Origin of the sequence: Actinomadura sp. NEAU-AAG7 (genome assembly GCF_018603865.1) — a bacterium.
In the GTDB taxonomy this organism is placed as follows: Bacteria; Actinomycetota; Actinomycetes; order Streptosporangiales; family Streptosporangiaceae; genus Spirillospora; species Spirillospora litoris.
The window spans coordinates 391,948-413,472 of sequence record NZ_JAHFZY010000004.1 but is presented as its reverse complement, the minus strand read 5'-3'; the positions used below and the strand labels follow the sequence as shown (position 1 = coordinate 413,472).

Sequence of the window (21,525 nt, the reverse complement as noted above, 5' to 3'; positions counted from 1 at the left end):
TCGGGTGGCTGACCAGGACGGGGACGCGCCTCCGCCCGACCTTGACCTGACGGTCGTCGACGCCCCCACGCTGCACCGGCGGACCCCCTCCCCACCGCCCGCGCCACCGCCCGCGCCCCCGGCGCCGCCCCCCGCGTTCGGTCAGCCGGCCGACCTCTCGGTCACCCGCCCTGACCAGCCGCCGCCCCGGGTGGACGCCGCGCCGCCGCCCCCTCCCGCACCGCCCCGCCCCGCGCCACCGCCGGTGGTGCCGCCCGTCGTGCCCACGGCACCGGAGGCGCTCGTCCAGGGGCCGGTGCACGGCGACTCGGTCATGCGGCGCGTCGTCCGGGGCGCGCTGCACCCGTTCCGGTCCGCCGACGACGTGCGCGTGGTCACCGAGCACGGCCGGTGGATCGCGCACCCGGTGACCACCGGCAGGCGGATCGCGGTGCTGGGAGTCCGGGAGGGCTCGGGCAAGAGCACGGTGTCGGCGCTGGTCACGACGGCGTTCGCGCACCACCGCGACGACCGGGTCCTCGCGCTGGACCTCGACCCCGAGATGGGCTCGCTGCCGCTCCGGCTGGGCGTCCGCAACGAGCATCCGGTCGCCGACATCACCGGCGCCGACCTGAGCACCGCCTCGTTCGAGCAGGTCCGGGAACTCCTGGTGCCGCTGGGCGAGCGGCTGTGGGCGCTGCCGACCACCTACGGGACGGTGGGCGCGGGCCGCGGCCTCGTCGACGCGAGGCTCTACCGGTCCGCGGGCGTCCAGCTCAGCCGGTTCTTCGGGATCACGGTCGCCGACAACGGCGCAGGCACGCGGACCCCGCTGCACCGGGCCGTCCTCGCCGCCGCCCACGCGCAGATCCTCGTCGCGCCCGCCACCGTGGACGGCGCGGCCGCCGTCGGGCGCGTCCTGGACTGGATGGGCTCGGGCGACCTGCGGGCCCTGCTCCCGCGCACCCTGGTCGTGTTCACCTCGCACACCCCGCACAAGGCGGGGACCGTGGACGTCGACCGCGCCGCCGGAATCCTCGCCGAGGTCGGTGTGACCACGATCCGGCTGGGCTTCGACCGGCAACTGGCCGTCGGGACGACGCTCGACCACGGGCGGCTCGCCTACGCCACCCGCCTGACCGCGATCGCCATCGCCGCCGAGGCGCTCCGGCTGGCCCTCACCGCCTGAACCGCAGCCGCGACCGGCGCTTGGGCGCGGGCGGCGACGGGTCCCGCGGGACGCCCGCGTCCGGGTCGAGCTTGACGAGCGCGTGCTCGCGGCGCCACCAGAACACGTCCGGCGACGTGGGGTCGTCGGACGCGGCGTACATCTCCTTCGCCAGCTCCCGGAACGGGCCGAGAACCGCGCCCATGGCCTCCGAGACGATCGGATACGCGAGGATCGTGCTGTGCGTCGGAACGGCGACCAGCGCCCCGGGCCTCCCGGCGTCGGTGAGGAAGTGGTGCAGCTCGGCGACCAGCGCCGAGACGTACCGGCTGCCGGGCTTGTGGATCACGCGGATCGACTCGGTCAGCGTGAGCGGCTGGTCGTGGACGTCGACGTCCGCCAACTCCACCTGGTAGGTGTTCGGCACGGCGAGCCCGCCGAGGTCGGTGAGGCCGAGCAGCGAGGCCCTGGCCAGGGTGAGCGGCCCGCCGTACCGGGGATGGTCGATCATGATCATGGCATCGAAGTGCCTCCCGGCGGAGACGATCGCCAGGCCCTGCCGCTCGGACTCGGTGAGCTTGGGCACCATGCGGATCCGCAGGCGTTTGCGGACGTCCCCCAGCAGCTCGATGTCGCCGATCGCCATCGCCGCGCGGTCGCTCACATGGATCAGCCACTCCTCCACGAGCCGGGGCCAGGCGACGCGGTCGGCCCGCGCGCAGCGCTCCAGGATCGTCCAGGTGGTGGCGCTGGGCTCGAACCGTCCGACGGGCAGCACGACCTGCGCCAGCGCGGGTTCGAACCGGGCGGCCGGGTTGACGACGGGCAGCAGGTCCTCGATGAGGGCGTGCACGTCCGCCGACACCTCGAACAACTCCATCCCCGACTCCCGATAAGTTGATCTTCGTACCGTTCGCCCCGTCCGACATTAGGGTGGACGGGGATCGCTCGACGTAAGAGGGGTGGCAGGCGTGACGACCCGGTTGGTGCACCGGCCCGCGCGGACCGTCTACCCGAGGACCGACTCCGAACCCCGGCAGGTCGAGGCCCCTCCCACTCTCCCCGAGGCGGGCGGGACCGGCAACCAGCTCATGACGATCCTGCCCATGGTCGGCATGATGGGCTCGCTCACCATCATGACCGTCATGCGGAACCCCGCGTTCATGGCGTTCGGCGCGGTGCTGCTGGTCGTGGCGGTGCTCGGCGGCGGCGCGCTGCTGCTGTCGCGCAAGGGCCAGGTCACCCGGCAGCGCAAGAACCAGCGCGAGCGCTACCTGGAGTTCCTGGAGGAGCTGCGGGAGGAGCTGTCGGCGGAGGAGCGGGAGCACCGGACGCTGGCCCGGGTGCTCGACCCGCCGCCCGAGGCGCTGTACGACGTCGTCCGCGACCCGTCCCGGCTGTGGGAGCGGCGCCGCACGCACGACGACTTCCTGCGGGTCAGGGTCGGCACCGGCCTGATGCCCGGCCACTCGCTTGAGCTGGGCGAGCAGGGCACCGCGCTCAACCCGACCGACCCGTTCATGTCGTCGGAGGCGCGGGCGGTGATCGAGCGCTTCCGCACCGCGCCGGACATGCCGCTCACGCTGCCGCTGGACATGGCGGGCGACGTCAGCGTGATCGGCAGCCGCCCGGACGTGCTGCGGCTGGTGCGCGCGATGGCCGTCCAGCTCGTCGCCTTCCACGCCCCCGAGGACGTCGCGATCGGCGCGGCCTACGGCGGCGCCTCGCCCGACTGGGACTGGCTCAAGTGGCTGCCGCACGTGCACGACCAGCACCGGCGGGACGGCGGCGTGCCGATCCGGCTGATCGCCTCGTCCCCGCTGAGGCTGGCGGCGCTGCTGGCCGACGAGCTGCGGCGGCGCAGCGACTACGCCGCCGAGGTGCGGCGCGGGCTCGGGCGGCGCGACTCGTTCAGGATGCTGCGGCGGCTGGTGGTGTTCCAGGACACGCACGGCGAGGTGGCCGCCGACCTCGTCCGGCCGGACGAGAGCGTCCCGGTCGCCGACCTGGCCGCGACGGTCGTCCACCTGCTGTCGGACCGGACGCACGAGCCCGGCGACGTCGGCGTGCGGATCACGGTCGAGGGCGACCGGGTCCGCGTCGAGGACCTGCGCGGCCCCGAGCCGGTGGAGATGAGCGGCACGCTCGACGACGTCCCGGCCGCGATGCTGGAGGGCCTGGTCCGGATGGTCGCGCCGATGCGGCTGTCCCGCGAGTCGGTGGACGAGACCGCCGGGCAGGGCGGCGAGGTCGACTTCGCCGGGCTGCTGGGCGTGACGGACCCCGGCGACCTCGACGTCGCGCGGCTGTGGGCGCCGCGCGGCGAGCGCGCGTTCCTGCGCGTCCCGGTCGGGCTGGACGACGCGGGCCGCCCGGTGATCCTCGACCTGAAGGAGGCGGCCAGCCTCGGCATGGGCCCGCACGGGCTGTGCGTCGGCGCGACCGGGTCGGGCAAGAGCGAGCTGCTGCGGACGCTGGTGCTCGCGCTCGCGGCCACGCACGGACCCGAGCAGGCGAGCATGGTGCTGGTCGACTACAAGGGCGGCGCGACGTTCGCGCCCTTCGACGGCCTGCCGCACGTCGCGGGCGTCATCACCAACCTGGAGGACGACGCCGGGCTGATCGAGCGGGTGTACGCGAGCCTGTCGGGCGAGGTGCAGCGGCGGCAGCAGGTGCTGCGCGACGCGGGCAACATCGCCAACATCGGCGACTACAACCACCAGCGCGGGCAGCGGCCCGACCTGCCGCCGCTGCCGCACCTGCTCGTGATCATCGACGAGTTCGGCGAGCTGCTCACCGCGCGCCCGGACTTCATCGAGCTGTTCCTGTCGATCGGCCGGATCGGCCGCAGCATCGGCGTCCACCTGCTGCTGTCCAGCCAGCGCATCGAGAGCGGCAAGCTGCGCGGCCTGGAGACCTACCTGTCGTACCGGATCGGGCTGCGGACGTTCTCCGAGGAGGAGAGCCGCACGGTCCTGGACTCCCCCGACGCGTTCCACCTCCCGGCGCTGCCGGGCTTCGGCTACCTCAAGGTCGACACCAGCATCTACCTGCGGTTCAAGGGCGGCTACGTGTCGGGCCCCTACCGGGGCGCGGTGGCGGCGCCGGCCGAGGGCGCCGACCGGCTTCCGGTGCGCCCGTTCACCGCCTACAACCTGGCCGGTCCGCTGGACGGCCCGGGGCGGGGCGCGCCCGACGGCGAGGCCGAGCTGCCGGAGCGGACCACCGGCCCCACGATGCTCGACGTGCTGGTCGGCCAGCTCGCCCGGCACGGCCGCCCGGTGCCGATGATCTGGCTGCCGCCGCTGCCGTCCATGGCCACGCTGGACGCGGTGACCGGTCCCGTCCGGATCACCGAGCAGGGCATGCGGCTGCCCGCCGGCGGGGGGCCGCTGCGGGTGCCGATCGGCCTGCTGGACGACGCGCGCCGCCAGTGGCAGGGCGTGTGGAACCTCGACCTGACGGCGGCGGGCGGGCATGTCGCGATCATCGGCGGGCCGCAGACCGGCAAGACCACGCTGCTGCGCACGTTCGTGCTGTCGCTGGCGCTGACGCACACGCCGCGCCAGGTCGCGGTGTACGGGCTCGACCTGGTCGGCGGCGGCCTCCAGGTGCTGTCCGGGCTGCCGAACGTGGGCGGCGTCGCGGGACGCACCGACCTGGAGCGGATCCGCCGGACCGTCGAGGAGGTCCACGGGATGCTGGAGCACCGCATGGAGGTGTTCCGGCAGCACGGCATCGACGGTGTCCAGCGGCTGCGGCAGATGCACGCGGCCGGGAGCGTTCCGGAACTGCCGTGCGCGGACGTCGTCCTGGTCGTGGACGGGTTCGGCGCCATCAGGAACGACTTCGAGGAGATCGACGACATGGTCTCCGACCTGCTCCAGCGCGGCGGCGGCTACGGCATCCACATCGTCGCGGGGATGCTGCGGTGGAACGACGTGCGGATCGCCGCGCAGTCCACGTTCGGGCAGCGCGTCGAGCTGCGGCTCAACGACCCCTCCGACTCCACGGTCAGCCGCAAGCTCGCCGAGACGATCAGCGCCGAGCTGCCGGGACGCGCGCTCACCGACGCCGGGCTGTTCGGCCATGTCGCCGTGCCCGCGCTCGGCGCCGTGCCCGACCCGACCGAGCTGGGCACCGCCGCCGAGTCGGCGGTCGGGGCCGTCCGCAACGCCTGGACGGGCGAGTCCACCCCGCCCGTGCGGGTGCTGCCGCACCGGCTCGCGGCGTCCGAGCTGCCCGATCCGGCGCGCGAGCCCCGGCTGGTGCCGCTCGGGGTGGAGGAGCGCGCGCTGGAGCCGCTGCTGCTCGACCTGTTCGACGTCGACCAGAACCTCGTCGTGCTCGGCGACGGCGGCTCCGGGAAGTCCAACCTGCTGCGGCTGATCGTCCAGCAGCTCACCGCCCGGTACACGCCCGAGCAGGTGGTGTTCGCGGTGATGGACCCGCGCCGCTCGCTGCGCGACGTGGCGCCTGAGCCCTACATCGGCGGCTACGCGCCGACGCCGAGGATCTGCGCCGGGCTCGCGGGCGGCGTCGCCAAGGAGTTGCAGGAGCGCATGCCGGACGACCCGTCCGCCGTCCCCGAGGGCGCCGGGGTGAAGGGCCCGCGGATCGTCGTGCTCGCCGACGACTACGACCTGCTGACCACGGCGGGCCAGCAGCCGCTCGCCCCGTTCGTGCCGTTCGTCGCGAGCGGCCGCGACATCGGCCTGCACTTCGTCGTGGCCCGCCGCGTCGCCGGGTCCTCCCGCGGCCTCTACGACCCGCTCCTCCAGGCGGTGCGGGAGAGCGGCACGGGCGCGCTGGTGATGTCCGGGGACCGGTCGGAGGGGCAGCTGTTCCCGCGCGTCTACGCCGAGTCGCTGCCGCCGGGGCGGGCGCAGTGGATCCGGCGGGGCGAGAGCGCGCGGCTCGTCCAGACCGCGCTGGCCGAGACCCCGGTGCGCGAGGAGGCCCGATGACCTACGACATGGTGGTGCTGACGCAGCGGGCGCCCGACGTGCGGGCGATCATCGACAGCATGGTGGCGGCGGGCGAGACCCTGCGGGTGCGCGGCGGCGGCGACGGCGCCCTCATCCTGCTCCGCGACGACGAGGGATCGCCGCTGGTCAGCATCGAGTCGGCGCAGCGCGTGGACGTCGAGGGCGAGGTCGGCCGCGTCCTCGGCGGCGCCGTGGACGCGGGTCTGACCGTCCCCTACTGGTGGGTGGAGGTGCGCGCCTCGGGCGGTGACCCGAGGGCGCCCGGCATCGCGCACCGGTTCGCCGACGCGATGGTGGAGCGGCTGGGCGGCGCCGTCTGGCCGCCGAACGCCCCCGAGGAGGCACCGTGACCACGACGAACACGCATGCGGCGCTCGACATCGTCACGACGCGGAGCGCCGTCGCCATCCAGGACCGCCCGCTCGTGCCGCTCTCGTCCTGGCTGACCGACGCGATGGAGAAGTGCGCGCGCGTCGACCAGGCGTTCCAGATCCTCACGCCGCACGACGCCCGGATCACCCTGCCCCTGCGGATGATGCTCGGCACCCGGCAGGCGCGGTGGGTCGTCCAGGAACCGGACGAGGGCTACTACGACGGCTTCACCGGCTTCCCCCTTGAGTGGGACGGCGCCGCGTTCGTCGTGTCGGAGAAGGCGAAGGAAGGGCCGTCCGAGACGTTCCTGCGGGAGGTTCCGGACGACGACCTCGGCCACCACCTCGTCGTGAGCCTGAACGTCGTCCACGACGCCACCTCGGGCCTGCTGCTCGGCGGCGTGATCGAGGACCTCGCCCGCGCCCTCGCCGGAACCGCGCCCCGCTGCTGGGGGACGGCCGAACCCGCGCTGTCGCGGTGGTCGCCGCCGGAGCTGACCGACCTGTGCCGCCGCCGCTCCCCCGCCTCGACCCTGCTGGTGTTCATGGGCCCGCACGGCGGGGACGTGCCGCCCTTCGGCGGGACCGTGCAGGTCTCCCGCGTGACCTCGGGGGTGAAGGAGTCGATCACGTTCGCGCTCGCCTGCCCCGCCGACCGCGAGCCGCCGCTGGAGGAACTGGAGGACCTCGCGGACCGGTACACGCGGACGGGCGTCCTGCGGACCCTCAACGTCCAGTGGACGCCCGCGCTGCTCGACCTCACCTACCCGAGCCGCGCGATCGGCGTCCCCTCCCCGCTGGCCATGGGCATCGGCCCGGAGGGCGTCGCGGAGATCGGGATCGAGCACGCGCTCTCGGCCGAGGCGACCGGCCGCCGGATCGGCGACGCCGCCTCGCCCGGCCTGTGGTTCCCGCTGGCGGACGGCGACGACACCGCGGCCTGGACGCGGCTGCGGACGCTCATGGAGCACCTGACCGAGCCCGCCACCGGCACGGGCCGCTGGCGGACGTCCTGATCACGCGGGCGGGCGGCTCCACTTCAGCTGCGCGAACCCCGGCTTGATCACCCCGTTGATCAGTTCGAGCCGCTCGGTGAACGGCGCGAACGCCGACTTCATCGCGTTCACCGTGAACCACTGGAGGTCGTCCCACCCGTACCCGAACGCCTCGGTGAGCTTCGCGAACTCCTCCGACAGCGACGTCCCGCTCATCAGCCGGTTGTCGGTGTTCACCGTGACGCGGAAGCTCAGCCGCCGCAGCAGCCCGATCGGGTGCTCCGCGATCGACTTCGCGGCCCCGGTCTGGATGTTGGACGTCGGGCACATCTCCAGCGGGATCCGCTTGTCGCGCACGTAGTCGGCGAGCCGTCCGAGCCTCGGCTCCCCGCCGGTCACGTCGATGTCGTCGATGATCCGCACGCCGTGCCCGAGCCGGTCGGCGCCGCACCACTGGATCGCCTGCCAGATCGAGGGCAGCCCGAACCCCTCGCCCGCGTGGATCGTGAAGTGCGCGTTCTCCCGCTGGAGGTACTCGAACGCGTCCAGGTGGCGGGTCGGCGGGTACCCCGCCTCCGCGCCCGCGATGTCGAACCCGACCACGCCCGCGTCCCGGTACCGGACGGCCAACTCCGCGATCTCCTTGCTCCGCGCCTGGTGCCGCATCGCCGTGACCAGCGCTCCGACCCGGATCCCGTGGTCGGCCCGCGCCCGCGCGAACCCGTCCAGGACGGCCTCGACGACCTGCTCCAGCGTCAGCCCCTCGGTGACGTGCTGCTCGGGCGCGTACCGGACCTCCGCGTAGACGATCCCGTCCTCGGCCAGGTCCTCGGCGCACTCGTAGGCCACCCGCGTGAGCGCCTCCGCCGACTGCATCACCCCGACCGTGTGGTCGAACGTCTCCAGATACCGCTCCAGCGACCCCGAGTCGGCGGCCTCCTCGAACCAGAGCCGCAGGTTGTCCGCGTCGCCGCTGGGCAGCGCCCCGTACCCGCTCTCGCGCGCGAGGTCCACGATGGTCGCCGGACGGACCCCGCCGTCCAGATGGTCGTGCAGCAGCACCTTGGGCGCGCGCCGGATCTCATCGAGTGTGGGCCGATCGCTCATCCTTAGAAGCTACCGCCCCGACCGCCGTTCCACCTGCTCACCCGCGAGGTTCCGGCTGGAGAACACGAAACTGCGGTAGGCCCACCACCGGAACAGCATCGCCAGCAGGGTGCCGATAATCATCCCGCTGAAGAAGTCGGAGAACTCCTGCACCCGCTGGCTCACGTGCGGCTCCGCCAGACCGAACCAGTACCGGGCCGCGTAGAGCGGGATCGCGTTGATCCCCATGGAAATGGCGTTGATCAGCACGAACAGCAGAATCTCACTGGACCGGCGCCGACCGTTGGTGACGCGAAACGCCCACCGCCTTTGCAGCACATAGGAGAGCGCGGTCGCCGCCGCCGTGGCGACCAGAAGCGCCGTCACCGGCTTGCTCTGCAAGAGGGTGAATTTGAGCGCATAGTAAATGGCGGTGGTGACGGCGTAGCAGAGGCCGCCGGTCATCCCGAACTTGAGCAGCACCCGCTGCCTGATGATGATCGGCCGCACCTGCTCGGGAATCCTCTCCAGCACGGCACTGGCGATCGTCATGCGGCAAGGCTATACGGGATCACCCCGCCCCGGGAGGACATTTCACCAAGATCCACCACCGCACCCCGCGCGACGGATACCGCCGTACGACGGCATTTCAATGCGCCTCGTGATGATCTCCCGGTGGTTGATTGATATTCAGCGTGTACTGAAATTTCAGTTGCGGCTGGAATCTGGTTACCGACAGCTCCGCGAAGTACCTTCCTGTCACACGACGGCCGGCCACGAGCCCCGTACCAGCGGGTTCTCGCGGTCGGGCGCCCCCCGCAACCCCGAACTGCCGCCGGAGCGCCAGCGGCCCGACCGGCGGCGAAAGGTGGACGAAGGTGAACCGTGGAATGCGCCTCAAATGCGCGACGATCCCCCTGCTGAGCACCGCGGCGTTGATCACGCTTCCGGCGTTCGGGACCGTTCAGGCGACGGCCCAGTCGACACAGGACGCCCAGATCCGGCAGACCGCGCTCGCCGACCGGCTGACCGGCCGGCTGGGCGACCGGCAGGCGGGCTCCTACCTCGACGGCGCGGGCGACCTCGTCGTCAACGTGACCGACGCGGCCGCCGCGCGGCAGGTCACCGGCGCCGGAGCGCGGGCGCGCGTCGTCGCCCACGGCATCCGGCCGCTGACCGGCGCGAAGGCCAGGCTCGACCGGCTCGCGGGGACGGCGGGGACGACCGGGCTGGCCTGGGGCGTGGACGTCGTCTCCAACAGCGTCGTGGTCGACGTGCCCCGCACCGACGACGACGCCGCGACGAAGGCGTTCGTCAAGCGCGCGAGGGCGATGGGCGATCTCGTCCGGGTCCGGCGGGTGGCGGCGGCGCCGCGTCCGATGGTCGGGCCCGGCGACGCGATCCTCACCGGCGGCTCGCGCTGCTCGGTGTCGGCGATCGCCGTCGGCGGCGGCGCGGAGTTCGTCGTCACCGCCGGGCACTGCACGAGAATCAGCCCGAACTGGACGACCAAGGACGGCCAGACCCTCGGCACCCGGGAGGCCGGCAGCTTCCCGGGCGACGACTACGGCACGATCCGGGTGACCAACGGGTCGCTCCAGAACGACAACGCCCAGCTCACCTCGGTCGGACGTCCGGCGGTCGGCTCCCAGATCCAGAAGAAGGGCTCGACGACCGGCACCACCACCGGGACGATCCGCGGTTATGACCGCACGGTCAACTACCAGGAGGGCACGGTCTCCGGCCTGGTCGAGACCACCGCCTGCACCCAGCCGGGCGACAGCGGCGGCTCGCTGCAGGCCGGCACCGTCGCCGTCGGGATCGTCTCCGGCGGCACCACCGGCGCCTGCCGCGCCAACTACCAGTCGTACTTCCAGCCGTTGGACGAGGCGCTCCAGTCGCAGAGCCTCACGCTCAAGTAGTCCGGGTCCGGGGCTCCCGGCGGTCCGGGAGCCCCGCGCTCAGCCGGCCTTGGCGTACTCGTCCATGCCCCCGGCGAAGTCGAACACGACGCATGCCTCGTCGCCGACGACCCAGGCGTCGTGCCCGGGTGTGACCACGAACGCGTCACCGGGACCGCCCTCCTGCTCACCGCCGTCGCGCATGCGCACCCGGAGCCTGCCCTGCACGATGTAGCCGTTGTGGTGCACCTCGCACAGCTCGGTGCCCGCGATGTCCCTGAGCGACTCCGTCCAGCGCCAGCCGGGCTCGAACGTGGCCCGCGCGAACACCAGCCCGGTCATCTGGAGGACCTCCAGATGCCCCTTCGGGAAGTCGCGCCGCTCGTCGGGCTTGTCGATGCTCTTGATCTCCAACATGATGGTCCCCCTTTTCACCATCACCTCCCACGCTCGCACCAGGCTTGACCTGCGTCAACACACGCCATCAACCTCGTGCCCCGGCGGCCGCGGAACTGCCGACGCGCAGCAGGTTGCCGCTGCGGTCCACGAGCGCGAACTCGCGCATCCCGTAGTCGGTGTCCCGCGGCGGGACGAGCCGGCTGCCGGTGGCCACCTCGCCGGGGACGCCGATCCCGTCCCACTCCCGATGAAGGGCGTCCGCGTCATCGACGTACACGTAGCAGGCGCCGGCGGTGGTCAATGGATCGACCTCGGGATGGTGCCAGAAATGCAGTGTCACGGTCCCGCGCGCCACGATGAGGTAGCCGGCGTCCGGCCACGACCCCCGCGTCTCGAATCCCAGCCGCGTATAGAACTCCAGCGTCTCCGCCAGATCCCGACTGGGCAGAACAGGCACCGCATATTCCTCCATGCCGCAACGCTATGCCGTGCCTCCGACACGTGCGCACGCCCCGGCGCGAAGTGGCGTCGCGCCGGGGCGTGGTGGTTCAGGACATGGTGGTTCAGGACGTGCTGGTTCAGGACGTGCTGGTTCAGGACGTGCTGGTTCAGGACGTGCTGGTTCAGGATGTGGAGGCGATGACGCCGTCGATCCATTCCTGGTGGGCGGGAACGTCGGTGTAGATGCCCATTCCGCTGCGGCAGTTCGGGGGCTCGCTGGGCTGGCCCGGGTCCGGGGGCTTGATCTCGACGCGGCTGAACGCGCCGATGAGCTTCCAGCCGGTGCCCTCCCGGCGGAGCAGCGGGCCGCCGGAGTCGCCGAAGCAGGCGCCGGCGCGGGTCTCGGGGTTGCCGGTGCAGACCTCGGAGGCCGGGTCGAGGGGCGTCACCTCGTTGGTGCAGGCGGACGGCTCGCGCACGGCCGAGTCGAGTTGCTGGAGCACCGTCGGGGTGCTCTCCTCGCCGCACGTCTGGCCGGGCTCGGTGCAGCCCCATCCCAGCAGCCGGGTCGGGGTGCCGGCGGGCTGCCGGACGTCCACCGGCACCGGCGCGCCCGTGACCGGCTGGTCGAGCCTGACCAGCGCGATGTCGTGGGTCGCGGTGTCGCTCTCGGGGTGGGTGACGAGGCGCTCGACCCCGCGGACCGTTCCACCCTGGTCCTTGCGGAGGCTTCCGATACGCAACTGAAGATCGGCGGGGTTCTTGCCCTCGACGCAGTGCCGCGCCGTGACCACCCAGTCTCCGGTGATCAGGCTGCCCCCGCAGAAATGGCCGCCCGCGTTCTGGATGGAGACCATGAACGAGTAGGGCTCGGTCGCGTCCGAACCACCGATGATCATGGGGGACGGGCCGGGCGAGGCCGGCGCGGCCGGCGCGGCCACGCCGAACCACAGCAGCGTCGCGGCGAGCGCGGCCATGACCAGCCGGAGGGGACGAGCCGCCCCTCCGGCGGGTCTGGAAAAGCCGATCGGTCTGGACTTCACGGGTCCTCCTGGGAGGCGGGAGCCGAGGAGGTCTCGCTCGGCCCCCGCGCGTCGGGATGATCGTTCGTCCCGACGCTAGGGACCCGCGGCCCGCCGGACGATCCGGCCAGCGGGCCGAACCGCGGTACAGCAGCCTGTACCGGGGGCGCGTCTCAGCCGGTCAGGGGCTTGAGGTCCTCCCGCCGCTCCACCGTGGACCCCAGCAGGTAGCGGCTCAGCGCGCCGCGGGCGGGCGCCTCGGCGGGCGCGATGAGGTGCAGGGAGCCGCGTGCGGCGCGGACGGCGAACTGGGCCTTGTTCAGCAGGTGGGCGCCGTGGAAGTCGACCGCGTCCAGCTTCGAGAGGTCCAGCACGAGGGAGAGCGGCGGCTCCGCGAGGACGATCGTCGTCAGGATGCGCGCCTCGGCGGCGACCACCGTGTCCGCCACCAGGCGTCCCGTCAGGGTCAGGACGGTGTAGCGGCCGTAGGAGCGGGTCTCCATCCTCAACTCCCCCCGTCCAGGACGAGCAGGACCATCGATCGACGCCCCCGTCGGGGGCGGGGCGGAACATGCGAGCTGCGGCTCGTTGGAACGCACTAGCACGGGACCTCCCAGCGGTCACTGGCACGGACGGCGGCGAACACGGCAAAGATATTACCTGAAATCTTATTCGGCAAATCTATCTCGTACAATGACCCTGACCCACACCTCGCGCCCGCCGGGGAGCATCCCCCGCTGCCCCCTCGGAGGCGCGAGGATGCGCAACGGACGAGGGGTGAGCGGATGGAGACGACACCGAGCCGGACGAACGCCAAGCCATGGACGTTCCTGACCAACCACGCGCGGGTGCTGATCCAGCTGGCCCGCGATCCCGACGCGCGCGTGCGGGACGTCGCGCACGAGATCGGGATCACCGAGCGCGCGGCGCAGCTCATCATCAGCGACCTGGAGGAGTCGGGGTACATCACCCGCACCCGGGTCGGGCGCCGCAACAGCTACACCGTCAACGCCCACCGACCCTTCCGGCATCCGACCGAGGCCGACCACGACGTGGAGGCCCTGATCGAGCTGTTCGCCGGGCAGGACGCCGCCGCCCTCGCCTAGAGGGCCGCGCTGGGCAGGACGTCCCCGCTCGGCGGGGGCGTCCTGACGGGTGTCATTCGGCGCGGGTGGCCCGGTCGGCGTGGGGCGGTTCCTCGATGGCACTCGTGCCGGAGCCGGGACGCGACTCCCATTCCCAGGTCTCGTCGAGGCGGATCCGTCCGTCCGGGAGCGTGGTGACCACCGTGACGCAGTGGCCGCTGGACGTCTCGCCCGCCGTGTTGAGCTGGCTGTAGCGGAAGTCGAGCCGGTCGCCCTCGCGCGTCCCCACCAGGAATCCGCGCCGGACTCCGCCGCCCCCGTACTCGGCCCAGACCTCGCCGTCGTGCTCGTGGTAGGTGAACTCGGTCTCGGTGCCGACCTCGCCGCCGACGGTGTCCTGGACGGCCCGGAAACGCCGTCCGTCCAGTGAGGAAGCTCCGGTGCTCATGATCATCACCGTACCGCGCGGCCCGGGGTCGAGACCGGCCATATTGATCATCAAAAGCCACCGGTTGGGTTCTGACCTGGGGTGTTAACGTGGACGGCATCAGGGTGAACGTTGAGCCGAAGGTTTCGCGGTCCGCGAATGGAGCCACCCGACAATGATGAACCGGACGCTGCGGATTCCCACCACCGCCGCCGAGGTCCAGAAAGCCGTCGACCACGCGGCATCGGGAGAGATAGTCCTGCTGGAGGACGGCGGGCACGTATTGGCCGCCGTCGTCTCCCCCGAGGTGGCCGCCGCCGGAGCGGACGCGCTGAGCGCGGCGGAGGACGCCGCCGACCGCCTGCTCGGAGCGCGGCTCATCGCCGAGCTTGAAGCGGGAATGGAAACGACGCGGCTGAACGACCTGCGCCGTGAACTCGCGCGATGAGCGGATACCACGAGATCCTCCTCGCGGCCTCGGCGGTGCAGACCGTCCGCGCCATTCACCGCGACGATCCGGGCTCCGCCGAGTTCGTTCTCAACTCGCTGGAATACCTCTCGACGGACGTCGACTCCGGGGCCCTCCGCACGATCGACAAGGAGGCGGGGCTGCTCACCACGACGATCGGTGACTTCGACGCATTGTGCTGGCTTCGCCAAGACGAGATGAGCATCATCGTCCTGGCCGTCTCACGGCGTCGTCACCCAGCGTGAGGCGGCGTCCCTGTTGACGTGCTCGGCGAAGTCGAGGAACTCCTGTGCGCGCCCCGCGCCGACCGGCTCGGCGTAGATGTAGGGGCACATGTCCGAGTCCGTCAGCTTCGAGCGCTGGTAGAGCGAGAACTCCCGCCACGTGTAGCCGTGCCGCGCGAGTTCCCGGGCGACCTCGTCCTTGATGTGCGCGCCGTACATCGGGTCGTGCATCTCGATGAGCAGCGCCGGACGGTGCTCGCGTACCGTCGCCGCCGCGCCCGCGAGCGCCTTTCCCTCGTGGCCCTCGATGTCAATCTTGATGAACCCGATCGGGCCGTTGACCCCGGACGCGATGAGGTCGATCGGAACCGCCTCCACCTCACCGAGAAACGCGCCGTATCCGTCTCCGCCGTCGTACAACGCGGAAATCTTGCAGTCTGCGGGCGGGCGTGCGGGTTCACCGGTGGCCAGCGACCGCGTACAGGCGCCGGCGGGCATGTTGAACGGGTCCCAGAGCCGGACCGTCGTTCGGGTCTCGTAGACCGCCAAGGGGCGAACGTCGATATTGCCGATCCCGTTGAGCCGGATATTCGCACGCAACGTGCGCAGGGCGTCCGGGTTCGGCTCGATCGCGACGACCGTCGCGAACGCGCCGGCCATCCGGAGGGCGAAATGGCCGACGTGGGCGCCCGCGTCGATGAACACCGAGCCGGGCTCGGCGAACGACCGGAGGAGCCGCCAGATGTCCTGCTCGTGAGGGCCGGGGCCGATGCGGTCGCCGCTTCCGGGCCGGACCGTCCAGGTGAGCCCGTCGCACTCCACGAGCGAAGGCGCCGCGGCCATCAGCACCTCCGGAGACAGGCGGCGGAGCACGCGAACCCCCGTGCGCTCACGGGCCCTCGATGGCTCGCGTGTCGGACGATATCCAGCCCCGGTGCGGATAGTAGTTCTTCAACTCCCGCATACGCTCCGACTCCGCGAAGAACACGAATTCGAGGTTCACGCGCTGGACCATCCCGCGCTTGGTCTCCTCGCTCAGCCCGCTCCCGACGAACGGCACCGAACTGATCGCCACCTCGGTCAGCGTCGACAGCCCGGTCGAGGCGAACCGTTCGGCCATCCGCGCCATCTTCGGCATCTTCCGGCGGAGGAAGATGCCGAGCCTGGTGGAGCGCACGGTCAGGTGCGGGCGCGTCGTCCGGATGTGCTCGCAGATGTTCTGCCAGTAGTCGGCGGCGCAGTCGGCCAGGGCGGTGCCCAGCGCGTCGTCCACATGCCGGGCGTCGGGGACTTCGAGGTAGGACTGGATCTCGAAGAGCTCCCTGGCCTTCTCGCGCAGTTCCAGGATCTCGTCGAGGCGGAGCATGGCGAGAAGGTCGGGCGGCGGCCCTTCGACCATGCGATAGGCCGCCTCCATCAACTCGCCCGCCTCCACCCGGGGATCGGCCTGCTCCTGGGCGAGCCCGCTATTGGCGAGAACGGCCTCGGCGAGCCCCGCGCCCTGTTCGGAATCCCAGTCCGACCCGAGGACCCGCGCGTTGAACGCGTTCGCGTGCGCGGTCTCGTCGAACAGGCCATGGATCTGGATCAGCGGGCTGCTGACCGGGAGCCCGGAATCGTGCAGGAGAGCGAAGATCGGCGTATGCGAGAACCACGGCCTGGAGATGATCTCGTCGTAGCGCCGCCGCAACTCGATCGGCTGCCGCGCCAGAAGCCCGGCCAGCACCGAGTCCGATGAGTTCGCCGCGTCCCGCACCTGGCGGATGAACTCGTTCTTGGTCCGCATGTATTCGTAGCGGGCGACGACGGCACCGTCGGCGGAGATGACCCCGTCGAGTTCCTCCAGCATCCTGCCGCGCGCGTCGGAGACCGGGGAGATGACCCAGCCCTTGCCGTCCGGCCTGTTGCGCTTCCAGCTGTCCAGGACCTCGGTCAGGGAATTGCACGGGTCCAGCCGGTCCTCTTCGGTGAGGTAGTTGTGCTCCCGGAGGCCGACCACCACGACGCCCGCCGCGATGAGTTCGCGGAGCAGCCGGTAGAAGTTGCTCTCCCGCAGATCGAACCTGCCGAAGTCGCCCACGACCCGCGGATTGTCGACGAGTTGGGTGTCATGCACGTAGACGCGCTCGTTGAAGAGCGCCCCGAACACGAGCAGGGCCCGAAGCTGAACGGTCGAGCTGATTCCGGCCCAGATCGGCTCCAGCGCGGCGAACTGTGCGGTGGGAGGCAGGGCGTTGGCGGTGCGTGAGCCGTCGTGCCTCGTCAATTCGAGATACCACCCTCGGAGAGCGACCGTTCTCTGCCGGGACGGTGAACGACCCCCGATTCCGGCGGCGCCGACCCTCGTCCAAGCGAAGCACATTCGCCCACCGCAGGGAAGGCGGAAGCCGGACGGGCCGGGCCGACGCCCCTCACCTGCGACGCGACTCCGCCGTGGGCCATGATGGGGGAATGGATTTCGAGCCCTACCGGGGCGAGCTGGTCGCGCACTGCTACCGGATGACGGGCTCCTTCCACGAGGCGGAGGACATCGTCCAGGAGACGATGCTGCGGGCGTGGAAGGCCCGCGACCGGTACGACGCGGCGCGCGCCTCCGTCCGCACCTGGTTGTACCGGATCGCGACCAACGCGTGCCTGACGGCGCTGGAGGGACGGAGACGGCGCCCGCTGCCGTCCGGGCTCGGGGCGCCGAGCGATGATCCCGGGGCGGCCCTCACACCGGCGCTCGACATCCCCTGGCTCCAGCCGTTCCCCGACGCGCGCTTCGACACCGGCATGCGGGCCGACCTGCGGCTCGCCCTGGTGGCGGCGCTACAGGTGCTCCCGCCGCGCCAGCGGGCCGTGCTGGTCCTGCGCGACGTCCTGGACTTCCGCGCGGCCGAGGTCGCGGAGCAGTTGGAGACCACGGTCCCGGCCGTCAACAGCACCCTGCAACGCGCCCGCGTCGCGCTCGCCGACGCGGCCGACCTGGACGAGGTCGCCGAGCCGGACGACCCCGAGGTCCAGGCGGTGATCCAGCGGTACGTGCTGGCGTTCGAGGCGGCCGACGTCCCGGGCCTGGTGCGGCTCCTCACCGACGACGCCGTCATGGAGATGCCGCCGGTGCCGCTCTGGTACCGGGGCGGCCGCGACTACGGCCTGTTCATGGACCGCGTGTTCGAGATATGGGGCCCCGGCTGGCGCATGCGGCAACTGACCGCCAACGGGCAGCCGGCGCTCGCCGCATACGCGCCGACCCCCGACGGCGAACTCCGGATGCACACCTTGCAGGTCTTCACGGTCGTCGACGGCCGGGTCGCCCGCAACGTCGTGTTCTCCGATCCGGACGTGTTCCAGGCGTTCGCCCTGCCCGAGAGGATTTTCTAGCGGGACGCGATGAGTCCGGCCGACGCCGCCGGTATGTACGGCGAGCATCGACCGGAAGGACACCATCGTGAGCACCATCGTCATCGCGTTCACCACCCTGGACGGGATCGTCACCGACCCGGACGGCGCCGACGGGACACCCACCGGCGGCTGGGCGTTCCGGCACGGCCCGGGAACAGCCGACGGGGACAAGTTCCTCCTCGGAAGCACGCTGGACGACGGCGTCCTGCTCCTGGGACGCAGGACCTGGCACCTGTTCGCGCGGCTCTGGCCGGGACGCGACGACCCGTTCTCGCAACGCATGAACGCCGCCGCGAAACTCGTCGCCTCCCGCTCGCTGCCCGACGCGTCCGCCTGGCAGAACTCGCGGCTCATCGAGGGCGACCTCATCGACGCGGTCAAGCGCGAGAAGCGCGACGTGATCGTCGCCGGCAGCCTGAGCGTCGTCCGCGCCCTGATGGCCGCGGACCTGGTCGACGAGTACCGCCTGCTGGTCTTCCCGACGATCCTCGGCACCGGCGACCGCCTCTTCCCCGCCGACGGCCCGACCGCGTACCTCGACTGCGAGTGGTCCGAACAGATCGGCGCCGCCGTCCTCACGTGCTACACGAGGACGCCCGAGGCCGGGTGATCCACCGGACGAACGGCCCGGAGGCGGCGTGGAGCACCGGAACCCCCCGGCCTCATGTCCGGCCGGCGACGGGGCTGCGGCGTTCGATCAGGACGACGTCCCGCCAGCGGCCATGGTGGCGGCCGATGCGCACGCGGGTGCCGATGACGCGGAATCCGACCTTGGCGTGCAGGGCGAGGCTGGCGGCGTTCTCGGGGAAGACCCCGGACTGGACGGTCCAGATCCCGGCGCCGTCGGTGGAGGCCAGCAGCGCGCGCAGAAGGAGGAGGCCCACGCCGCGTCCTTGGGCGTCGGGGTGGACGTAGACGGAGTGCTCGACGACTCCGGCGTAGGCGCACCGGTCGGAGACCGCGCTGACCGCCGCCCACCCGAGCACCCGTCCGCCGTCGAGGGCGACCAGGCGGTGCTCGCGGAGCCGGGACGCGTCGAACCGCTGCCAGGTGGGGGCGGTGGTCTCGAAGGTGGCGTCGCCGCCGTCGATCCCCGCCTGGTAGACGGCCAGGACCTCGTCGGCGTGCTCGCGTCCCATGGGCACGACACCGGGGCTCATGCGGGCTCCGGGACGCCGAGCTCTCCGATCAGACCCCGCACCCGCCTCTCGATCTCGTCCCGCACGGGGCGGACGGCCTCGATGCCCCGGCCCGCGGGGTCGGCCACGGGCCAATCGAGGTAGCGCTTGCCGGGAAAGACCGGACAGGTGTCGCCGCACCCCATGGTGACGCACACGTCGCTGGCCCGGACGGCGTCCGCGGTGAGGATCTTGGGGATCTCGGCGGAGACGTCGATGCCGACCTCGGCCATCGCGTCCACGACGACCGGGTTCACCTCCTCCGCCGGGACCGATCCCGCCGAGCGCACCTCCACGGCGTCCCCCGCCATGCGGGTGAGGAAGGCGGCGGCCATCTGGGAGCGCCCCGCGTTGTGGACGCACACGAACAGGACGCTGGGCTTACCGGGTGGCATGGGAAAGGATCCCTTCGGATGCGAAACGGTCGCGGCGGGCGAGGGCGAGGTAGACCAGCCCGACAAGCACGGGGACCTCGATGAGGGGTCCGACGACTCCGGCGAGGGCCTGCCCGGACGCGGCGCCGAAGGTGGCGATGGCGACGGCGATGGCGAGTTCGAAGTTGTTGCCCGCCGCCGTGAAGGCCAGCGTGGTCGTCCGCTCGTAGGTGAGCCCGATGGCCTTGCCGAACGCGAACGCCCCGAACCAGACGAGCGCGAAGTAGGCGAGCAGCGGCAGCGCGATGCGCGCGACGTCCCACGGATGGGAGGTGATCGTCTCGCCCTGGAGCGCGAACAGCACGACGATCGTGAACAGCAGCCCGTACAGCGCCCACGGACCGATCACCGGCAGCACCCGCGTCTCGTACGCCTCACGCCCGAGGCGCCGTTCGCCGAAGTGCCGCGTGAGGAATCCGGCGACGAGCGGAATGCCGAGGAACACCGCGACGCTCGCGGCGATGTGCCAGGCCGGGACGTCGAGCGCCGCCCCGTCGCCGAGGCCGAGCCAGCCGGGCAGGAGATCGAGGTAGAACCAGCCGAGCAGGCCGAACGCGAGCACCTGGAACACCGAGTTCAGCGCGACGAGGACGGCGGCGGCCTCCCGGTCCCCGCAGGCCAGGTCGTTCCAGATGATCACCATGGCGATACAGCGGGCCAGCCCGACGATGATCAGCCCCGTCCGGTACTCGGGCTGGTCGGGCAGCGCCAGCCAGGCGAGCGCGAACATCACGGCCGGACCCGCCACCCAGTTCACCACCAGCGAGGACACCATGAGCCTGCGGTCGCCGGTCACCGCGTCCAGCCGGTCGTAGCGGACCTTCGCCAGCACCGGATACATCATGACCAGCAGGCCGAGCGCGATGGGCAGTGAGATCCCGCCGGTCTCGACCTTCGCCAGGGCGTCGCCGAGGCCGGGGACGAGCCGTCCGAGGCCGAGCCCGGCGGCCATCGCGAGCCCGATCCACACCGCCAGGTACCGGTCGGTGAACGACAGCCGCGCCGCGCCGCTCAACGGACGCCGGACCGGGTGAGGATCGCCGCGAGCCGATCGGTCGTCTCCTGGACGAGCCGGTAGTACACCCAGGTGCCGCGCCGCTCCCCCTCGATCAGCCCCGCCTCGCGCAGGAGCTTGAGGTGGTGGGAGATCGTCGGCTGCGACACCTCGAACGCGGGGGTCAGGTCGCACACGCACACCTCACCGCCCGCCCGCGAGGCGATCATCGACAGCAGTTGCAGCCGCACCGGATCGCCGAGCGCCTTGAAGACCCGCGCCAGCTCACCCGCCTCGTCGGCGGCCAGCGGCGCGGTCAGCAGGCCGGGGCAGCAGCCCGCCACGCCGTCCTGGCCGAGCACCTGGAGCGCTTGATTCGACATGCTTCTATATTGACATCCCTCGAATCAGATGGCAACGATAGATAGAGGAACATCGATACAAGCCGGTGAGGAGACCATCATGTCCCGTGTCCAGCTCGCCCTACGCGTCGCCGACCTCGAAGGATCGATCGCGTTCTACTCCAAGCTGTTCGGCGCCGAGCCCGCCAAGGTCCGGCCCGGCTACGCCAACTTCGCCATCGCCGAGCCCCCGCTCAAGCTCGTCCTCCTGGAGGGCGAGACCGGCGACCCGACCCGGCTGGACCACCTCGGTGTCGAGGTCGAGACCACCGACCAGGTCGCCGCCGCGACCACCCGCCTGACCGACGCCGGGCTGGCGACGTTCGAGGAGAACGACACCTCCTGCTGCTACGCCCTTCAGGACAAGGTGTGGGTCACCGCCCCGGGCACCGAGCCCTGGGAGGTCTACACGGTCAAGGCCGACGCGGACGTCCTCAACAAGAACGGCACCGCCACCCTCGACGGCTGCTCCTGCGGCTGACCCGGTGAACGTCCTCGCGCGGTGACCGCGCGTTGATCCCGGCCGTCCGAAACCGGACCTTGGCACTCCCCGGCCAATTCGGCGCACGGCATCCG

25 protein-coding genes are annotated in these 21,525 nt (G+C 71.7%); 11 read left to right on the top strand and 14 right to left on the bottom strand.

The genetic code is table 11. From position 1 onward, the window contains the following. Window positions 1-4: 4 nt before the first annotated feature. A complete protein-coding gene (locus tag KLI87_RS20950) occupies window positions 5-1,168 on the top strand; it encodes a hypothetical protein (protein ID WP_214618341.1) in 1,164 nt (387 codons plus the stop codon). Here the strand turns inward: KLI87_RS20950 and KLI87_RS20945 are convergent. Then, the gene (locus KLI87_RS20945; protein ID WP_156219560.1) at window positions 1,158-2,027 is read right to left on the bottom strand and encodes a hypothetical protein; all 870 of its coding nucleotides are present in this window, start codon (window positions 2,025-2,027) and stop codon (window positions 1,158-1,160) included. The two genes, KLI87_RS20950 and KLI87_RS20945, sit on opposite strands and share 11 nt — an antisense overlap. Before the next feature lie 91 nt (window positions 2,028-2,118). Here KLI87_RS20945 and eccCa point away from each other — a divergent pair, with 91 nt between their 5' ends. Genes eccCa through KLI87_RS20930 form a run of 3 tightly spaced genes read left to right on the top strand, consistent with a single transcriptional unit; the run spans window position 2,119 to window position 7,522 of the window. Further along, window positions 2,119-6,114: a type VII secretion protein EccCa gene (eccCa, locus tag KLI87_RS20940; RefSeq protein ID WP_214618340.1), complete on the top strand. Its 3,996-nt coding sequence runs from the start codon at window positions 2,119-2,121 to the stop codon at window positions 6,112-6,114. Then, complete coding sequence (locus KLI87_RS20935) at window positions 6,111-6,485, top strand: hypothetical protein (protein ID WP_156219561.1); 375 nt, start codon at window positions 6,111-6,113, stop codon at window positions 6,483-6,485. The genes eccCa and KLI87_RS20935 overlap by 4 nt, the downstream gene beginning before the upstream one ends. Further along, on the top strand, window positions 6,482-7,522 hold the full coding sequence (locus KLI87_RS20930; RefSeq protein WP_214618339.1) for a DUF6177 family protein: 1,041 nt from the start codon (window positions 6,482-6,484) through the stop codon (window positions 7,520-7,522). The genes KLI87_RS20935 and KLI87_RS20930 overlap by 4 nt, the downstream gene beginning before the upstream one ends. Here KLI87_RS20930 and KLI87_RS20925 read toward each other — a convergent pair whose 3' ends face one another. Together KLI87_RS20925 and KLI87_RS20920 are read right to left on the bottom strand one after the other, a co-directional pair. Beyond that, window positions 7,523-8,608: an adenosine deaminase gene (locus KLI87_RS20925; RefSeq protein ID WP_156219563.1), complete on the bottom strand. Its 1,086-nt coding sequence runs from the start codon at window positions 8,606-8,608 to the stop codon at window positions 7,523-7,525. Window positions 8,609-8,617: 9 nt separating this feature from the next. After that, window positions 8,618-9,139 carry a GtrA family protein gene (locus KLI87_RS20920; RefSeq protein WP_214618338.1) on the bottom strand — a complete coding sequence of 174 codons (522 nt, stop codon included), beginning with the start codon at window positions 9,137-9,139 and terminating at the stop codon, window positions 8,618-8,620. Between the two features lie 326 nt (window positions 9,140-9,465). Between KLI87_RS20920 and KLI87_RS20915 the strand changes: the two genes are divergently transcribed. Next, the gene (locus tag KLI87_RS20915) at window positions 9,466-10,509 is read left to right on the top strand and encodes a S1 family peptidase (RefSeq protein ID WP_214618337.1); all 1,044 of its coding nucleotides are present in this window, start codon (window positions 9,466-9,468) and stop codon (window positions 10,507-10,509) included. Between the two features lie 39 nt (window positions 10,510-10,548). Here the strand turns inward: KLI87_RS20915 and KLI87_RS20910 are convergent, their stop codons facing one another. From KLI87_RS20910 to KLI87_RS20895, 4 genes are all read right to left on the bottom strand, one after another. Further along, window positions 10,549-10,905, bottom strand: a complete 357-nt coding sequence (locus KLI87_RS20910) for a cupin domain-containing protein (RefSeq protein WP_156219566.1) — start codon at window positions 10,903-10,905, stop codon at window positions 10,549-10,551. A gap of 67 nt (window positions 10,906-10,972) precedes the next feature. Further along, the gene (locus KLI87_RS20905; RefSeq protein ID WP_308166094.1) at window positions 10,973-11,344 is read right to left on the bottom strand and encodes a VOC family protein; all 372 of its coding nucleotides are present in this window, start codon (window positions 11,342-11,344) and stop codon (window positions 10,973-10,975) included. 166 nt (window positions 11,345-11,510) lie between these two features. Then, entirely contained in the window at window positions 11,511-12,371 is an 861-nt protein-coding gene (locus KLI87_RS20900; RefSeq protein WP_214618336.1) for a trypsin-like serine protease, read from the bottom strand. A gap of 152 nt (window positions 12,372-12,523) precedes the next feature. After that, complete coding sequence (locus tag KLI87_RS20895) at window positions 12,524-12,853, bottom strand: STAS domain-containing protein (RefSeq protein WP_156219568.1); 330 nt, start codon at window positions 12,851-12,853, stop codon at window positions 12,524-12,526. 282 nt (window positions 12,854-13,135) lie between these two features. Here KLI87_RS20895 and KLI87_RS20890 point away from each other — a divergent pair, with 282 nt between their 5' ends. Then, on the top strand, window positions 13,136-13,456 hold the full coding sequence (locus KLI87_RS20890; protein ID WP_156219569.1) for a winged helix-turn-helix domain-containing protein: 321 nt from the start codon (window positions 13,136-13,138) through the stop codon (window positions 13,454-13,456). A gap of 52 nt (window positions 13,457-13,508) precedes the next feature. Here the strand turns inward: KLI87_RS20890 and KLI87_RS20885 are convergent, their stop codons facing one another. Then, window positions 13,509-13,883, bottom strand: a complete 375-nt coding sequence (locus tag KLI87_RS20885) for a hypothetical protein (protein ID WP_214618335.1) — start codon at window positions 13,881-13,883, stop codon at window positions 13,509-13,511. Window positions 13,884-14,037: 154 nt separating this feature from the next. Here KLI87_RS20885 and KLI87_RS20880 point away from each other — a divergent pair, with 154 nt between their 5' ends. Together KLI87_RS20880 and KLI87_RS20875 are read left to right on the top strand one after the other, a co-directional pair. Beyond that, on the top strand, window positions 14,038-14,310 hold the full coding sequence (locus tag KLI87_RS20880) for a hypothetical protein (RefSeq protein ID WP_156219570.1): 273 nt from the start codon (window positions 14,038-14,040) through the stop codon (window positions 14,308-14,310). Next, the gene (locus KLI87_RS20875) at window positions 14,307-14,576 is read left to right on the top strand and encodes a hypothetical protein (RefSeq protein WP_156219571.1); all 270 of its coding nucleotides are present in this window, start codon (window positions 14,307-14,309) and stop codon (window positions 14,574-14,576) included. Before KLI87_RS20880 ends, KLI87_RS20875 begins: the two co-directional genes overlap by 4 nt. On the opposite strand, the gene KLI87_RS20870 is transcribed toward KLI87_RS20875, so the two are convergent. Both KLI87_RS20870 and KLI87_RS40220 read right to left on the bottom strand, forming a co-directional pair. Beyond that, window positions 14,553-15,398: an FkbM family methyltransferase gene (locus KLI87_RS20870; RefSeq protein ID WP_214618334.1), complete on the bottom strand. Its 846-nt coding sequence runs from the start codon at window positions 15,396-15,398 to the stop codon at window positions 14,553-14,555. The two genes, KLI87_RS20875 and KLI87_RS20870, sit on opposite strands and share 24 nt — an antisense overlap. A 46-nt stretch (window positions 15,399-15,444) precedes the next feature. Then, complete coding sequence (locus KLI87_RS40220) at window positions 15,445-16,821, bottom strand: hypothetical protein (RefSeq protein WP_250904068.1); 1,377 nt, start codon at window positions 16,819-16,821, stop codon at window positions 15,445-15,447. Window positions 16,822-16,988: 167 nt separating this feature from the next. Between KLI87_RS40220 and KLI87_RS20860 the strand changes: the two genes are divergently transcribed. Beyond that, on the top strand, window positions 16,989-17,921 hold the full coding sequence (locus tag KLI87_RS20860) for a sigma-70 family RNA polymerase sigma factor (protein WP_374225463.1): 933 nt from the start codon (window positions 16,989-16,991) through the stop codon (window positions 17,919-17,921). A gap of 67 nt (window positions 17,922-17,988) precedes the next feature. Then, window positions 17,989-18,552 carry a dihydrofolate reductase family protein gene (locus tag KLI87_RS20855; protein ID WP_214618333.1) on the top strand — a complete coding sequence of 188 codons (564 nt, stop codon included), beginning with the start codon at window positions 17,989-17,991 and terminating at the stop codon, window positions 18,550-18,552. A 52-nt stretch (window positions 18,553-18,604) separates the two neighbouring features. Here KLI87_RS20855 and KLI87_RS20850 read toward each other — a convergent pair whose 3' ends face one another. From KLI87_RS20850 to KLI87_RS20835, 4 genes are read right to left on the bottom strand one after another with little or no spacing between them, the layout of a single operon-like run. Next, window positions 18,605-19,102, bottom strand: a complete 498-nt coding sequence (locus tag KLI87_RS20850; protein WP_250904067.1) for a GNAT family N-acetyltransferase — start codon at window positions 19,100-19,102, stop codon at window positions 18,605-18,607. Next, window positions 19,099-19,515: an arsenate reductase ArsC gene (locus tag KLI87_RS20845; RefSeq protein ID WP_156219575.1), complete on the bottom strand. Its 417-nt coding sequence runs from the start codon at window positions 19,513-19,515 to the stop codon at window positions 19,099-19,101. The genes KLI87_RS20850 and KLI87_RS20845 overlap by 4 nt, the downstream gene beginning before the upstream one ends. Next, window positions 19,502-20,569, bottom strand: coding sequence for an ACR3 family arsenite efflux transporter (gene arsB, locus KLI87_RS20840; protein WP_281378165.1), 1,068 nt, complete (start codon window positions 20,567-20,569; stop codon window positions 19,502-19,504). Before arsB ends, KLI87_RS20845 begins: the two co-directional genes overlap by 14 nt. Continuing rightward, window positions 20,566-20,931, bottom strand: a complete 366-nt coding sequence (locus tag KLI87_RS20835; protein WP_156219576.1) for a helix-turn-helix transcriptional regulator — start codon at window positions 20,929-20,931, stop codon at window positions 20,566-20,568. The genes arsB and KLI87_RS20835 overlap by 4 nt, the downstream gene beginning before the upstream one ends. A 79-nt stretch (window positions 20,932-21,010) precedes the next feature. On the opposite strand from KLI87_RS20835, the gene KLI87_RS20830 reads away from it, so the two are divergent. Beyond that, window positions 21,011-21,430 (top strand): ArsI/CadI family heavy metal resistance metalloenzyme, encoded by a 420-nt coding sequence (locus KLI87_RS20830; RefSeq protein ID WP_156219577.1) that lies wholly within the window; start codon window positions 21,011-21,013, stop codon window positions 21,428-21,430. Window positions 21,431-21,525 lie beyond the last annotated feature (95 nt).